This is a genomic window from Ideonella sp. (assembly GCF_041918995.1).
In the GTDB taxonomy this organism is placed as follows: domain Bacteria; phylum Pseudomonadota; class Gammaproteobacteria; order Burkholderiales; family Burkholderiaceae_C; genus Ideonella.
Window position 1 is genome coordinate 101014 of record NZ_JAYRUN010000005.1, and the last position, 15831, is coordinate 116844.

Here is a 15831-nt window from a genome sequence, read left to right on the forward strand (position 1 = left end):
GGGTTGTCCGCCAGCGGTTGGTAGTGGCCAACCACCAAGCCTCGAACGCCCTTGTTCGAGTAGCCAGTCGCCCCGAGGAGGTGCGTGCACGGCCGGCGCGCACCCTCACCACGGAGTCCTTCATGGCGCAAGCAACCCCCTACAGCTACACCGAGCGCAAGCGTATCCGCAAGAGCTTCGGCAAGCGCGAGAGCGTACTCAACGTTCCCTACCTGCTGACGATGCAGCGGGAGTCCTACGTCGCATTCCTGCAGAAGGACACCCCACCGCAGCAGCGCAAGCCCGAGGGCCTGCAAGCCGCCTTCCTGTCCGCGTTCCCGATCGTCTCGCACAACGGGTTCGTGGAGATGAAGTTCATCGAATACAACATCGCCAAGCCCACGTTCGACGTGCGCGAGTGCCAGCAGCGCGGCCTCACCTTCGCCGCCGCGGTGCGCGCGAAGCTGCAGATGATCATCTACGACCGTGAGTCGCACCCCGCGAAGGTCGTCAAGGAGATCAAGGAGCAGGAGGTCTACATGGGCGAGGTGCCCCTGATGACCGACTACGGCTCGTTCATCGTCAACGGCACCGAGCGCGTCATCGTCAGCCAGCTGCACCGCTCGCCCGGCGTGTTCTTCGAGCACGACAAGGGCAAGACCCACTCGTCGGGCAAGCTGCTGTTCTCGGCGCGCATCATTCCCTACCGCGGCTCCTGGCTGGACTTCGAGTTCGACCCGAAGGACATCCTGTACTTCCGCGTGGACCGTCGCCGCAAGATGCCGGTGACCATCCTGCTGAAGGCCATCGGCCTGAACCCGGAAGCCATCCTGGCGCACTTCTTCAGCAACGACACCTTCCGCCTGATGGACACGGGTGCCCAGCTGGAGTTCGTGCCCGAGCGCCTGAAGGGTGAAGTGGCCCGCTTCGACATCACCGACAAGTCGGGCAACGTCGTCGTCGAGAAGGACAAGCGCATCACCGCGCGCCACGTGCGCCAGCTGGAGCAGGCCGGCACGAGCTTCATCTCGGTGCCCGAGGACTTCCTCGTCGGCCGCATCATCGCGCGCAACATGGTCGACCCGGACACCGGCGAGATCATCGCCAAGGCCAACGACGAGGTGACCGAGTCGCTGCTGAAGAAGCTGCGCGCCGCCGGCATCAAGGACCTGCCCTGCCTGTTCACGAACGAGCTGGACCAGGGCGCCTACATCAGCCAGACGCTGAGCCTGGACGAGACGGCCGACCAGCTCGCGGCCCGCGTGGCCATCTACCGCATGATGCGCCCCGGCGAGCCGCCGACCGAGGACGCCGTGGAGGCCCTGTTCGGCCGCCTGTTCTACAACCCGGACACCTACGACCTGTCGCGCGTGGGCCGGATGAAGTTCAACGCCCGTGTCGGCCGCGACGCGCCGGACGGCCCGATGACCCTGACCAACGAGGACATCCTTGACGTGGTCAAGATCCTCGTCGAGCTGCGCAACGGCCGCGGCGAGGTGGACGACATCGACCACCTGGGCAACCGCCGCGTGCGCTGCGTGGGCGAGCTGGCCGAGAACCAGTACCGCTCTGGCCTCGCGCGCATCGAGAAGGCCGTCAAGGAGCGCCTGGGCCAGGCCGAGACTGAGGCCCTGATGCCGCACGACCTGATCAACTCCAAGCCGATCTCCGCGGCACTGAAGGAGTTCTTCGGGGCGAGCCAGCTCTCGCAGTTCATGGACCAGACCAACCCGCTGTCCGAGATTACGCACAAGCGTCGTGTCTCGGCCCTGGGCCCGGGCGGTCTGACCCGCGAGCGCGCCGGCTTCGAGGTGCGCGACGTGCACCCGACGCACTACGGCCGCGTGTGCCCGATCGAGACGCCGGAAGGCCCGAACATCGGCCTGATCAACTCGCTGGCCCTGTACGCCCAGCTCAACGAGTACGGCTTCCTGGAGACGCCGTACCGCCGGGTGGTGGATGGGGAGGTCACCGACCAGATCGACTACCTGTCGGCCATCGAGGAGGGCAAGTACGTCATCGCCCAGGCCAACGCCACGCTGGACGCCCAGGGCAAGCTCACCGACGAGCTGGTCTCCGCGCGTGAGAACGGCGAATCGGTGCTGACCTCCCCCGAGCGAATCCAGTACATGGACGTGGCCCCGACGCAGATCGTGTCGGTCGCGGCCTCGCTGGTGCCGTTCCTGGAGCACGACGATGCGAACCGCGCGCTGATGGGCGCGAACATGCAGCGCCAGGCCGTGCCGACCCTGCGTCCCGAGAAGGCGCTGGTGGGCACCGGGGTCGAGCGCGTCGCCGCGGTCGACTCCGGCACCGTGGTGACCGCCCGACGTGGCGGCGTGGTCGACTACGTCGACACGAACCGCGTGGTGATCCGCGTCAATGACGACGAGACGGTCGCCGGCGAAGTAGGCGTCGACATCTACAACCTGATCAAGTACCAGCGCTCGAACCAGAACACCAACATCCACCAGCGCGCCATCGTGCGCCGCGGTGACAAGGTGGCATCGGGCGACGTGGTGGCCGACGGCGCCTCCACCGACCTGGGCGAGCTCGCGCTCGGCCAGAACATGCTGGTCGCGTTCATGCCCTGGAACGGCTACAACTTCGAGGACTCGATCCTCATCAGCGAACGTGTCGTCGCCGAAGACCGCTACACCTCGATCCATATCGAGGAGCTGGTGGTCAACGCGCGCGACACCAAGCTGGGCGCCGAGGAAATCACCCGCGACATCCCCAACCTGTCCGAGCAGCAGCTGGCTCGCCTGGACGAGTCGGGCATCGTCTACATCGGCGCCGAGGTGAACCCCGGCGACGTGCTGGTGGGCAAGGTCACGCCCAAGGGCGAGACCACGCTGACGCCGGAAGAGAAGCTGCTGCGCGCGATCTTCGGCGAGAAGGCGTCCGACGTGAAGGACACCTCGCTGCGCGTGGACCAGGGCACCTCCGGCACCGTGATCGACGTGCAGGTCTTCACCCGTGAAGGCATCCAGCGCGACAAGCGCGCCCAGCAGATCATCGATGACGAGCTGAAGCGCTTCCGCCTGGACCTGAACGACCAGCTGCGCATCGTCGAGGCCGACGCCTTCGACCGGATCGAGAAGCTGCTCGCCGGCCGCGTGGCCAATGGCGGCCCGCAGAAGCTGGCCAAGGGCACGGCGATCACCAAGGAGTACCTGGCGGGCATCGACAAGTACCACTGGTTCGACGTGCGTCCGGCCGAGGACGAGGTGGCCAACCAGCTGGAGTCGATCAAGAACTCGCTCGAGCAGACGCGCCATGGCTTCGACCTCGCCTTCGAGGAGAAGCGCAAGAAGCTGACGCAGGGCGACGAGCTGCCGGCCGGCGTGCTGAAGATGGTCAAGGTGTACCTGGCCGTCAAGCGCCGCCTGCAGCCTGGCGACAAGATGGCCGGCCGCCACGGCAACAAGGGCGTGGTGTCCAAGATCGTGCCAATCGAGGACATGCCCTACATGGCCGACGGCACGCCGTGCGACATCGTGCTCAACCCCCTGGGCGTGCCGTCGCGCATGAACGTGGGCCAGGTGCTGGAAGTGCACCTGGGCTGGGCGGGCAAGGGCATCGGCCAGCGCATCGGCGACATGCTGCAGCGCGAGGCCGCCGTGGCCGACCTGCGCAAGTTCATGGACGAGCTCTACAACCAGTCGGGCGGCAAGACCGAGCGCCTGGACGACCTGTCCGACCGTGAAGTGGTCGAGATGGCGCGTGAGCTCACCAAGGGCGTGCCCTTCGCCACCCCGGTGTTCGACGGTGCCAAGGAAGAAGAGATCCGCGGCATGCTGAAGCTGGCCTACCCGGACGACATCGCCGCGCGCAAGGGCCTGACGGCCACCCGCACGCAGGCGTCGCTGTTCGACGGCCGCACCGGCGAGCAGTTCGAGCGCCCGGTGACCGTGGGCTACATGCACGTGCTGAAGCTGCACCACCTGGTGGACGACAAGATGCACGCCCGCTCGACCGGCCCGTACTCGCTCGTCACCCAGCAGCCGCTGGGCGGCAAGGCGCAGTTCGGCGGCCAGCGCTTCGGCGAGATGGAAGTCTGGGCCCTGGAAGCCTACGGCGCGTCCTACGTGCTGCAGGAGATGCTGACCGTCAAGTCCGACGACGTGAACGGCCGCACCAAGGTCTACGAGAACATCGTCAAGGGCGAGCACGCCATCGACGCCGGCATGCCGGAGTCGTTCAACGTGCTGGTGAAGGAAATCCGTTCGCTCGGTATCGACATCGAGCTTGAGCGCAACTAAAGGAGAAAAGGCATGAAGGGACTACTCGACCTTTTCAAGCAGTTCACCCCTGACGAACACTTCGACGCGATCCGCATCGGGCTGGCCTCGCCCGAGAAGATCCGCTCCTGGTCGTTCGGCGAGGTGAAGAAGCCCGAGACCATCAACTACCGCACCTTCAAGCCGGAGCGGGACGGCCTGTTCTGCGCCAAGATCTTCGGGCCGATCAAGGACTACGAGTGCCTGTGCGGCAAGTACAAGCGCCTGAAGCACCGCGGCGTGATCTGCGAGAAGTGCGGCGTCGAGGTCACGCAGACCAAGGTGCGCCGCGAGCGCATGGGTCACATCGACCTGGCGGCGCCGTGCGCGCACATCTGGTTCCTGAAGTCGCTGCCGTCGCGTCTGGGCCTGGTGCTCGACATGACGCTGCGCGACATCGAGCGCGTGCTGTACTTCGAAGCCTACGTGGTCGTGGACCCGGGCATGACGCCCCTGAAGAAGTTCTCGATCATGACCGAGGACGACTACGAGGCCAAGCGCGTCGAGTTCGGTGACGAGTTCATCGCCCTGATGGGCGCCGAGGGCATCAAGAAGCTGCTCGAGGAGATGGACCTCGACGTCGAGATCGAGAAGCTGCGCGGCGACATGACCGGCTCGGAGCTCAAGGTCAAGAAGAACTCCAAGCGCCTGAAGGTGATGGAGGCCTTCAAGAAGTCGGGCATCAAGCCGCACTGGATGGTGCTGGACGTGCTGCCGGTGCTGCCGCCGGACCTGCGTCCGCTGGTGCCGCTGGACGGCGGCCGCTTCGCCACGTCCGACCTGAACGACCTGTACCGCCGCGTCATCAACCGGAACAACCGGCTGGCGCGCCTGCTCGAGCTGAAGGCGCCCGAGATCATCGTGCGCAACGAGAAGCGCATGCTGCAGGAGGCGGTGGACTCGCTGCTGGACAACGGCCGCCGCGGCAAGGCCATGACGGGCGCGAACAAGCGCGCGCTGAAGTCCCTGGCCGACATGATCAAGGGCAAGAGCGGCCGCTTCCGCCAGAACCTGCTGGGCAAGCGCGTCGACTACTCCGGCCGCTCGGTCATCACCGTGGGCCCGACGCTCAAGCTGCACCAGTGCGGCCTGCCCAAGCTGATGGCGCTCGAGCTGTTCAAGCCGTTCATCTTCTCGCGCCTGGAGGCGATGGGCATCGCCACCACCATCAAGGCGGCGAAGAAGGAAGTCGAATCCGGCACGCCGGTGGTGTGGGACATCCTGGAAGAGGTGATCAAGGAGCACCCCGTCCTGCTGAACCGCGCCCCGACGCTGCACCGCCTGGGCATCCAGGCGTTCGAGCCGGTGCTGATCGAAGGCAAGGCGATCCAGCTGCACCCGCTGGTCTGCGCGGCCTTCAACGCCGACTTCGACGGCGACCAGATGGCCGTGCACGTGCCGCTGTCCATCGAAGCGCAGATGGAAGCCCGCGCCCTGATGCTGGCCTCGAACAACGTGCTCTTCCCCGCCTCGGGCGAGCCGTCGATCGTGCCGTCCCAGGACGTGGTGCTGGGCCTGTACTACGCCACCCGTGAGCGCACCAACGGCCGCGGCGAGGGCATGGTCTTCGCCGACCTGGGCGAGCTGCAGCGTGCGCTGGACAACGGCGTGGTGGAGATCACCGCCAAGGTGTCGGTGCGCCTGACCGAGTGGCTCAAGGACGCCAATGGCGACGTGCAGCCCAGCACCAAGCTGGTGGAGACGACGGTCGGCCGCGCGCTGCTGTCGGAGATCCTGCCCAAGGGCCTGCCCTTCAGCAACATCAACAAGGCGCTGAAGAAGAAGGAGATCTCCCGTCTCATCAACACGGCTTTCCGCAAGTGCGGCCTGAAGGAGACGGTGGTCTTCGCCGACAAGCTGCTGCAGTCGGGCTTCCGCCTGGCCACGCGCGCCGGCATCTCGATCGCCATCGACGACATGCTCGTGCCGCAGCAGAAGCACGACCTCATCGAGCGCGCCGAGAAGGAAGTCAAGGAGATCGAGCAGCAGTACGTCTCGGGCCTGGTGACCGCCGGCGAGCGCTACAACAAGGTCGTGGACATCTGGGGCAAGACCGGCGACGAAGTCGGCAAGGTCATGATGAGCCAGCTGTCCAAGCAGAAGGTCATCGACCGCCACGGCAAGGAAGTCGACCAGGAGTCCTTCAACTCCATCTACATGATGGCCGACTCCGGCGCGCGCGGCTCGGCCGCGCAGATCCGCCAGCTGGCCGGCATGCGGGGCCTGATGGCCAAGCCCGATGGCTCGATCATCGAGACGCCCATCACCGCGAACTTCCGCGAAGGCCTGAACGTTCTGCAGTACTTCATCTCCACCCACGGCGCCCGCAAGGGCCTGGCGGACACGGCGCTGAAGACTGCGAACTCGGGCTACCTGACGCGCCGTCTGGTGGACGTGACGCAGGACCTGGTGGTCACCGAGGAAGACTGCGGCACGGAGCATGGCTTCGCCATGCGCGCGCTGGTCGAAGGCGGTGAAGTCATCGAGTCGCTGCGCGACCGCATCCTGGGCCGCGTCGCCGCGGTCGAGGTGCTGCACCCCGAGACCCAGCAGACCGTGATCCCGGCCGGCACCATCCTCGACGAGGACCTGCTCGACGTGATCGAGGCCGCCGGCGTCGACGAGGTGAAGGTGCGCACGCCGCTGACCTGCGAGACCCGCTTCGGCCTGTGCGCCAGCTGCTACGGCCGTGACCTCGGCCGCGGTGGCCGCGTGAACGTGGGTGAAGCGGTGGGCGTGATCGCCGCGCAGTCGATCGGCGAGCCGGGCACGCAGCTGACCATGCGCACGTTCCACATCGGTGGTGCGGCGTCGCGTGCGGCGGTGGCGTCCAGCGTGGACGCGAAGTCCGATGGCTTCATCGGCTTCAACCCCACGATGCGCTACGTGACCAACGGCAAGGGCGAGCTGGTGGTGATTTCGCGTTCCGGCGAGATCGTCATCAGTGACCAGCATGGCCGCGAGCGCGAGCGCCACAAGGTGCCGTACGGCGCCACGCTGAACATCAAGGCCGACCAGCAGATCAAGGCTGGCACGGTGCTGGCCAACTGGGACCCGCTGACCCGCCCGATCATCACCGAGTTCGCCGGCAAGGCGAAGTTCGAGAACGTCGAGGAAGGCGTCACCGTCGCCAAGCAGGTGGACGAGGTCACCGGCCTGTCCACGCTGGTGGTGATCGACCCGAAGCGCCGCGGTGCGGCCAAGGTGGTTCGTCCGCAGGTGAAGCTGCTGGACGCGGCCGGCCAGGAGGTGAAGATCCCCGGCACCGACCACTCGGTGACCATCGGCTTCCAGGTTGGCGCGCTGATCCAGGTGCGCGATGGCCAGGACGTCGCTCCGGGCGAGGTGCTGGCGCGCATCCCGGTGGAAGGCCAGAAGACCCGCGACATCACGGGCGGTCTGCCGCGCGTGGCCGAGCTGTTCGAAGCCCGCAGCCCCAAGGACAAGGGCACGCTGGCCGAGATCACCGGCACGGTGTCCTTCGGCAAGGAGACCAAGGGCAAGGTGCGCCTGCAGATCACCGACCCGGACGGCAAGGTGTTCGAGGAGCTGGTGCCCAAGGAGAAGAACATCCTGGTGCACGAAGGCCAGGTGGTCAACCGTGGCGAGCTGATCGTCGACGGCGCGGCGGATCCGCAGGACATCCTGCGCCTGCTGGGCGTCGAGGAGCTGGCGCGCTACATCGTCGACGAGGTGCAGGACGTCTACCGCCTCCAGGGCGTGAAGATCAACGACAAGCACATCGAGGTGATCGTTCGCCAGATGCTGCGGCGCGTGCAGATCGTCAACCCGGGCGATTCGAACTACATCGCCGGCGAGCAGGTGGAGCGCTCCGAGCTCTCGAACACGAACGACCGCCTGCGCTCCGAGGGCAAGCTCACCGCCACCTACGCGGACGTGCTGCTGGGCATCACGAAGGCCTCGCTGTCGACCGACTCGTTCATCTCCGCGGCCTCCTTCCAGGAGACCACCCGCGTGCTGACCGAAGCGGCGATCATGGGCAAGCGTGACGAGCTGCGCGGCCTGAAGGAGAACGTGATCGTCGGCCGCCTGATCCCTGCCGGCACCGGCATGGCCTTCCACCAGGCCCGCAAGGTGAAGGAGGAGATGGACGAGTCCGAGCGTCGCGCCATCGCCATGCAGGAGGCCGAGGAACTGGCGTCCGCCCAGCTCGCGCAGCTGGACGCGGCGCAACCGGACGAGGGCGACGCCGCCTGACGCGCGCGCGGCCTCGTGCCCGGAGGGCCGGCCCGCTCACGCGGGGCCGGCCCTTTTTTCTTCTGCGGCGCGTCGGCTCAGGCGGGCGGCGCCCAGCGCGAGGGCGGCAGGATCCTCACGTCCAGCGCCGCCGCACGGCGCGAGAGGGCCAGCACGGCGCGGTCGCGGCTGACGAGGCAGCTCGGGGCCAGCGCCACGGCCAGGTCGATGAACTTCTGGTCGTCCGGGTCGCGGCAGGCCAGCCGGCGGGCCATGTCCGGGGCAAGCGCCGCGGTGGCGCACGGCGAGCTGTGGGCGTCGAAGAAGTGCAGCACGTCGTCCGCGGGCGTTGTCCATCGTGCATCGAAGCCGCGCCGCAGCACATGCGCGAGCTCCTCCCGCATCGCGGCGGTGGCAACCCAGTGCCAGGAGGCCCCGGGCAGCGACCAGTCCGCCAAGGCGCGGTCGCCGAAATACCGCCAGTCGAGCACCACCTGGGTGTCCAGCACCACCCGCGGCGGCATGTCAGAATGGAAGTGGTTGCTCACACAAATTAACTGAAGGGGCGCGTCGCGGCCCCTCGGGTGTCCCGGTTGCGGGCTCGGTCGGGCTCCACTATAATCGAGGGCTTTTCGGCAGATTTTGCCGTGCCTTGCTGCGCGCCTACGGGCTGCCGCGGCCTTGCTGGCATGGCGCGTCCGGAAAGAACGAACCCACGTAACTTCAAACGGGAACAAGTTACCCATGCCCACCATCAACCAGCTCGTGCGCCACGGCCGTCAGGTCGAGGTCACCAAGAGCAAGTCGCCTGCGATGCAGAACTGCCCGCAGCGCCGCGGTGTCTGCACCCGCGTCTACACCACCACCCCGAAGAAGCCGAACTCGGCGCTGCGGAAGGTCGCCAAGGTGCGCCTGACCAACGGCTTCGAGGTCATCTCCTACATCGGCGGTGAAGGCCACAACCTGCAGGAGCACTCGGTGGTGCTCGTGCGCGGCGGCCGTGTGAAGGATCTGCCGGGCGTGCGCTACCACATCGTGCGCGGCTCGCTGGACCTGCAAGGCGTCAAGGACCGCAAGCAGTCGCGTTCCAAGTACGGCGCCAAGCGCCCCAAGAAGGCCTGATCACCGGCGTTGCCGGTGTGCTGAAACAAGGTCGTCATGCCGGGCTGCGAGGCTCGGGGTGGCGAAAAGGCGGCTCGGAGCGGGTGCTCCAGCCGAGTAAGTGAAAGACCCCCGCCAGGTTGGCCACAGTGGTCTTTCGCGGTGCGGGCCCCGGCCTGTGCCAACTGAAGATGAAGGAAGAGTGAGATGCCACGTCGTCGCGAAGTCCCCAAGCGCGAGATCCTGCCGGATCCGAAGTTCGGTTCCGTTGACCTGTCCAAGTTCATGAACGTTGTCATGGAGTCGGGCAAGAAGGCCGTCGCCGAGCGCATCATCTACGGTGCGCTCGAGCAGGTCGAGAAGAAGGCCAACAAGGACCCCCTCGAGGTCTTCATGACCGCGCTGAACAACGTCAAGCCGATGGTCGAGGTCAAGTCCCGCCGCGTCGGCGGTGCGAACTACCAAGTTCCCGTGGAAGTTCGCCCCGTGCGCCGGATGGCCCTGGCCATGCGCTGGCTGAAGGACTCGGCCCGCAAGCGCGGTGAGAAGTCGATGGCCGCCCGCCTGGCCAACGAACTGCTGGAGGCCTCGGAAGGCCGCGGCGGCGCGATGAAGAAGCGCGACGAAGTGCACCGCATGGCCGAGGCCAACAAGGCCTTCTCGCACTTCCGCTTCTAAGCCCCCCGTATCCCCGGCCGCTTCAGGGTTGTCACCAACCCCGGGGCGGCCCTTCGTATTTGGAGTGAACCATGGCTCGCAAGACCCCCATCGAGCGCTACCGCAACATCGGTATCTCGGCGCACATCGACGCTGGCAAGACCACGACGACCGAGCGCATCCTGTACTACACCGGTGTGAACCACAAGATCGGTGAGGTGCACGACGGCGCCGCCACGATGGACTGGATGGAGCAGGAGCAGGAGCGCGGCATCACCATCACGTCGGCCGCGACCACCTGCTTCTGGAAGGGCATGGACATGTCCTTCCCCGAGCACCGCTTCAACATCATCGACACCCCGGGCCACGTGGACTTCACCATCGAGGTGGAGCGTTCCATGCGCGTGCTCGACGGTGCGTGCATGGTGTACTGCGCGGTGGGTGGTGTGCAGCCGCAGTCCGAGACCGTCTGGCGCCAGGCCAACAAGTACAAGGTGCCCCGCCTGGCCTTCGTGAACAAGATGGACCGCACGGGCGCGAACTTCTTCAAGGTCTACGACCAGATGAAGACGCGCCTGAAGGCCAACCCTGTGCCCATCGTCGTGCCCATCGGCGCCGAGGACAACTTCAAGGGTGTGGTCGATCTGTTCAAGATGAAGGCCATCATCTGGGACGAGGCGTCCCAGGGCATGAAGTTCAGCTACGAGGACATCCCGGCCGACCTGGCCGAGACGTGCCAGAAGTGGCGCGAGAACATGATCGAGGCCGCTGCCGAGGCGTCCGAGGAGCTGATGAACAAGTACCTCGAGACGGGCGAGCTGACCGAGGAGGAGATCAAGCACGGCCTGCGCCTGCGCACGATCTCCACCGAGATCCAGCCCATGCTGTGCGGCACCGCCTTCAAGAACAAGGGCGTGCAGCGCATGCTCGACGCCGTCATCGAGTTCCTGCCGTCGCCGGTGGACATCCCTGACGTCACCGGCACGGACGAGGACGAAAAGGAAGTCAGCCGCAAGGCCGACGACAGCGAGAAGTTCTCCGCGCTGGCTTTCAAGCTGATGACCGACCCGTATGTCGGCCAGCTGACGTTCGTGCGCGTCTACTCGGGCGTGCTGAAGTCGGGCGACTCCGTCTACAACCCGATCCGCGGCAAGAAGGAGCGCATCGGCCGGATCCTGCAGATGCACGCCAACCAGCGTGAGGAAATCAAGGAGATCCTGGCCGGCGACATCGCGGCGTGCGTGGGCCTGAAGGACGTGACGACCGGCGAGACGCTGTGCGATCCGGAATCGGTGATCACGCTCGAGAAGATGGTCTTCCCCGAGCCCGTCATCTCGCAGGCCGTCGAGCCGAAGACCAAGGCCGACCAGGAGAAGATGGGCATCGCGCTGGGCCGTCTGGCTGCCGAAGATCCCTCGTTCCGTCTGCGCACCGACGAAGAGTCGGGCCAGACCATCATCTCCGGCATGGGCGAGCTGCACCTGGAGATCATCGTCGACCGCATGAAGCGCGAGTTTGGCGTGGAAGCCAACGTGGGCAAGCCTCAGGTGGCCTACCGCGAGACGATCCGCAAGACCGCGACCGACGTCGAAGGCAAGTTCGTCCGCCAGTCGGGCGGCAAGGGCCAGTACGGCCATGTCGTCTTTACGGTCGAGCCGCAGGAGCCGGGCAAGGGCTTCGAGTTCGTCGACGCCATCAAGGGCGGCGTCGTGCCGCGTGAGTTCATCCCCGCGGTCGAGAAGGGCGTGATCGACACGCTGCCGAACGGCGTGCTGGCGGGCTACCCGGTGGTGGACGTCAAGGTCACGCTGACCTTCGGCTCCTACCACGAGGTGGATTCGAACGAAAACGCGTTCAAGATGGCCGCGTCGATGGGCTTCAAGGAAGCCTGCCGCAAGGCCAGCCCGGTGATCCTGGAGCCGATGATGGCCGTGGAAGTCGAGACGCCGGAAGACTACGCCGGCTCGGTGATGGGCGACCTGTCGTCCCGCCGCGGCATGGTGCAGGGCATGGACGACATGCCTGGCGGCGGCAAGATCATCAAGGCTGAGGTGCCCCTGTCCGAGATGTTCGGCTACTCGACCACCCTGCGTTCGATGTCGCAGGGCCGCGCGACGTACACCATGGAGTTCAAGCACTACAGCGAAGCTCCGAAGAACGTCGCCGACGCGATCATCACTGCGCGCTCCAAGTAACACCGGAGCTGTCTTCGGCACCCCGCATCACGGGGTGGGCCTGCTGCCCGTGGCAGGCCCGGGCCGGAGACGTTAAACCGACACGGGCGATTGTTCTTTCCCTGGAGATTCGGAAATGGCAAAAGGCAAGTTTGAGCGGACCAAGCCGCACGTCAACGTGGGCACGATCGGTCACGTGGACCATGGCAAGACGACGCTGACGGCGGCGATCACGACGATTCTGGCCAAGAAGTTCGGTGGCGAGGCCAAGGCCTACGACCAGATCGACGCGGCGCCGGAAGAGAAGGCGCGCGGCATCACGATCAACACCGCGCACGTCGAGTACGAGACGGCCAACCGCCACTACGCGCACGTGGACTGCCCGGGCCACGCCGATTACGTGAAGAACATGATCACGGGTGCGGCGCAGATGGACGGCGCGATCCTGGTGTGCTCGGCCGCTGACGGCCCGATGCCCCAGACGCGCGAGCACATCCTGCTGGCCCGCCAGGTGGGCGTGCCCTACATCATCGTGTTCCTGAACAAGTGCGACATGGTGGACGACGCCGAGCTGCTGGAGCTCGTCGAGATGGAAGTGCGCGAGCTGCTGAGCAAGTACGACTTCCCCGGCGACGACACCCCGATCGTCAAGGGCTCGGCCAAGCTGGCCATGGAAGGCGACACGGGCGAGCTGGGCGAGCAGGCCATCATGAAGCTGGCTGACGCGCTGGACAGCTACATCCCCACGCCCGAGCGCGCGGTGGACGGCACGTTCCTGATGCCCGTGGAAGACGTGTTCTCGATCTCGGGCCGCGGCACCGTGGTGACCGGCCGCGTCGAGCGCGGCGTGATCAAGGTCGGCGAGGAAATCGAGATCGTGGGCATCAAGGCCACGCAGAAGACCACCTGCACGGGCGTGGAGATGTTCCGCAAGCTGCTGGACCAGGGCCAGGCGGGCGACAACGTCGGCATCCTGCTGCGCGGCACCAAGCGCGAGGAAGTCGAGCGCGGCCAGGTGCTGTGCAAGCCGGGCTCCATCAAGCCGCACACGCACTTCACCGCCGAGGTGTACGTGCTGAGCAAGGAAGAGGGCGGCCGCCACACGCCGTTCTTCAACAACTACCGTCCGCAGTTCTACTTCCGCACCACCGACGTCACCGGCGCTGTCGAGCTGCCGCAGGACAAGGAAATGGTGATGCCGGGCGACAACGTGTCGATCACCGTCAAGCTGATCGCCCCGATCGCCATGGAAGAAGGCCTGCGCTTCGCCATCCGTGAAGGCGGCCGCACCGTCGGCGCCGGCGTCGTGGCCAAGATCATCGCCTGAGGCGGAGCACCCCATGCAGAAGCAGAAGATCCGCATCCGCCTGAAGGCGTTCGATTACAAGCTGATCGACCAGTCCGCCCTCGAGATCGTCGACACCGCCAAGCGCACCGGCGCGATCGTCAAGGGCCCCGTGCCCCTGCCGACCCGCATGCAGCGTTTCGACATCCTGCGCTCGCCGCACGTCAACAAGACGAGCCGTGACCAGTTCGAGATCCGCACGCACCAGCGCCTGATGGACATCGTCGACCCGACCGACAAGACGGTCGACGCCCTGATGAAGCTGGACCTGCCTGCGGGCGTGGACGTCGAGATCAAGCTCCAGTGATCGGTTCAGGTGCGGGTTCGCCCGCATCTGTTATACTCGCGAGCTTTTCCGGTCAGCCGCCTCCTGTGCCCATGTGGCACGAGGGGCGGCTGACCGTATTCAGTCAGCCTGGCCAATCGATGTCAGGTCGTGCAACCCAGCCTCGCTCCCGCGGGGCGGAGAAAAACCATGAGTCTTAGCAATCGCCTCGGATTGCTGGGCCGCAAGGTGGGCATGATGCGTGTGTTCACGGACGATGGCGACGCCATCCCCGTGACCGTGCTGGACGTGTCCAACAACCGTGTGACCCAGGTCAAGACCGTTGAGACCGACGGCTACAGCGCCGTTCAAGTGACGTTCGGTGCCCGCAAGGCCTCCCGCGTCACCAAGCCGGAAGCCGGCCACCTCGCCAAGGCGGGTGTGGAAGCCGGCACGGTCCTCAAGGAGTTCCGTGTCGACGCCAACGTGGCAGCCGAGTACAAGGCCGGCGCCACGCTGCCCGTGACCCTGTTCGCCGCGGGCGAGAAGGTGGACGTGCAGGGCACCTCCATCGGCAAGGGCTTCACCGGCACCATCAAGCGCCACAACTTCGGCTCGCAGCGCGCCTCGCACGGCAACAGCCGTTCGCACAACGTGCCGGGCTCGATCTCGATGGCGCAGGATCCGGGCCGTGTGTTCCCGGGCAAGAAGATGTCCGGCCACCTGGGCGACGTCACCGTCACCACCCAGAACCTCGACGTGATCCGCATCGACGAAGCCCGCCAGCTGCTGCTGGTGCGCGGCGCGGTGCCGGGCGCCAAGAACGGCCATGTGGTCGTGCGCCCCGCCGTCAAGGCCAAGGCCAAGAAGGGAGCCAACTGATGCAACTCGAGCTCCTGAACGAACAAGGTCAGGCCACCGCGAAGGTGGAAGCGCCCGACACCGTGTTCGCGCGTGACTACAACGAAGCGCTGGTCCACCAGATCGTCGTGGCCTACCAGGCCAACGCGCGCCAGGGCACCCGCAAGCAGCTGACCCGTGCGGAAGTCCACCACTCGACCAAGAAGCCGTTCCGCCAGAAGGGCACCGGCCGCGCTCGCGCCGGCATGACGTCCTCGCCCCTGTGGCGCGGGGGTGGCCGCATCTTCCCGAACACGCCGGACGAGAACTTCTCGCACAAGGTCAACAAGAAGATGTACCGCGCCGGCATGGCCGCGATCCTGTCGCAGCTGGTCCGTGACGGCCGCCTGGCGGTGGTCGAGTCGCTGTCCATCGACGCGCCCAAGACCAAGCTGCTGGCCCAGAAGTTCAAGGCCATGGGTCTGAACTCCGTCATGGTGATCGCCGACCAGATCGACGACAACCTGATCCTCGCCTCGCGCAACCTGGCCAACGTGCTGGTCGTCGAGCCGCGCTACGCCGATCCGCTGTCGCTGGTCTTCTACAAGAAGGTGCTGGTGACCAAGGCCGCGATCGAGCAGCTCAAGGAGATGTACGCATGAGCCGCATCAATCCCGTGCCGCAGAAGATGAACGAAGGCCGCCTGGCACAGGTGCTGGTCGCCCCGATCGTCTCCGAGAAGGCCACGCAGGTCGCCGAGAAGCACAACCAGGTGCTGTTCAAGGTGCTGCGCGATGCCACCAAGCCCGAGATCAAGGCCGCCGTCGAGCTGCTGTTCAAGGTCGAGGTGGAGGCTGTGTCCGTGGTGAACGTCAAGGGCAAGGTCAAGCGCTTCGGCCGCTCGATCGGCCGCCGCGACCACGTCAAGAAGGCTTATGTCTCGCTGAAGGCGGGCCAGGAGCTGAACTTCTCCGGGGAGGCTGCGTAAGC

Annotated in this window: 11 protein-coding genes; 10 read left to right on the forward strand and 1 reads right to left on the reverse strand. The window is 66.1% G+C overall.

What is annotated here, in order from left to right:
• Positions 1-122 precede the first annotated feature (122 nt).
• Entirely contained in the window at positions 123-4244 is a 4122-nt protein-coding gene (rpoB, locus tag ACE3UN_RS05990; RefSeq protein WP_374674009.1) for a DNA-directed RNA polymerase subunit beta, read from the forward strand.
• A gap of 12 nt (positions 4245-4256) precedes the next feature.
• Positions 4257-8480 (forward strand): DNA-directed RNA polymerase subunit beta', encoded by a 4224-nt coding sequence (gene rpoC / locus ACE3UN_RS05995; RefSeq protein WP_374674010.1) that lies wholly within the window; start codon positions 4257-4259, stop codon positions 8478-8480.
• Between the two features lie 77 nt (positions 8481-8557).
• On the opposite strand, the gene ACE3UN_RS06000 is transcribed toward rpoC, so the two are convergent.
• Positions 8558-8983 (reverse strand): putative toxin-antitoxin system toxin component, PIN family, encoded by a 426-nt coding sequence (locus ACE3UN_RS06000; RefSeq protein ID WP_374674011.1) that lies wholly within the window; start codon positions 8981-8983, stop codon positions 8558-8560.
• A gap of 220 nt (positions 8984-9203) precedes the next feature.
• Here ACE3UN_RS06000 and rpsL point away from each other — a divergent pair, with 220 nt between their 5' ends.
• From rpsL to rplW, 8 genes are all read left to right on the forward strand, one after another.
• Positions 9204-9581 (forward strand): 30S ribosomal protein S12, encoded by a 378-nt coding sequence (rpsL, locus tag ACE3UN_RS06005; protein WP_058088974.1) that lies wholly within the window; start codon positions 9204-9206, stop codon positions 9579-9581.
• A 186-nt stretch (positions 9582-9767) separates the two neighbouring features.
• Entirely contained in the window at positions 9768-10238 is a 471-nt protein-coding gene (rpsG, locus tag ACE3UN_RS06010; protein ID WP_374674012.1) for a 30S ribosomal protein S7, read from the forward strand.
• A gap of 71 nt (positions 10239-10309) precedes the next feature.
• Entirely contained in the window at positions 10310-12412 is a 2103-nt protein-coding gene (gene fusA, locus ACE3UN_RS06015) for an elongation factor G (RefSeq protein ID WP_374674013.1), read from the forward strand.
• Positions 12413-12527: 115 nt separating this feature from the next.
• Positions 12528-13718, forward strand: a complete 1191-nt coding sequence (gene tuf / locus ACE3UN_RS06020) for an elongation factor Tu (protein ID WP_374674002.1) — start codon at positions 12528-12530, stop codon at positions 13716-13718.
• A gap of 13 nt (positions 13719-13731) precedes the next feature.
• Positions 13732-14043 carry a 30S ribosomal protein S10 gene (gene rpsJ, locus ACE3UN_RS06025; RefSeq protein ID WP_019561663.1) on the forward strand — a complete coding sequence of 104 codons (312 nt, stop codon included), beginning with the start codon at positions 13732-13734 and terminating at the stop codon, positions 14041-14043.
• Between the two features lie 168 nt (positions 14044-14211).
• Positions 14212-14883 carry a 50S ribosomal protein L3 gene (gene rplC, locus ACE3UN_RS06030; protein ID WP_374674014.1) on the forward strand — a complete coding sequence of 224 codons (672 nt, stop codon included), beginning with the start codon at positions 14212-14214 and terminating at the stop codon, positions 14881-14883.
• Complete coding sequence (gene rplD, locus ACE3UN_RS06035; RefSeq protein ID WP_374674015.1) at positions 14883-15503, forward strand: 50S ribosomal protein L4; 621 nt, start codon at positions 14883-14885, stop codon at positions 15501-15503. The genes rplC and rplD overlap by 1 nt, the downstream gene beginning before the upstream one ends.
• Complete coding sequence (gene rplW, locus ACE3UN_RS06040; protein WP_374674016.1) at positions 15500-15829, forward strand: 50S ribosomal protein L23; 330 nt, start codon at positions 15500-15502, stop codon at positions 15827-15829. The genes rplD and rplW overlap by 4 nt, the downstream gene beginning before the upstream one ends.
• Positions 15830-15831: the final 2 nt, after the last annotated feature.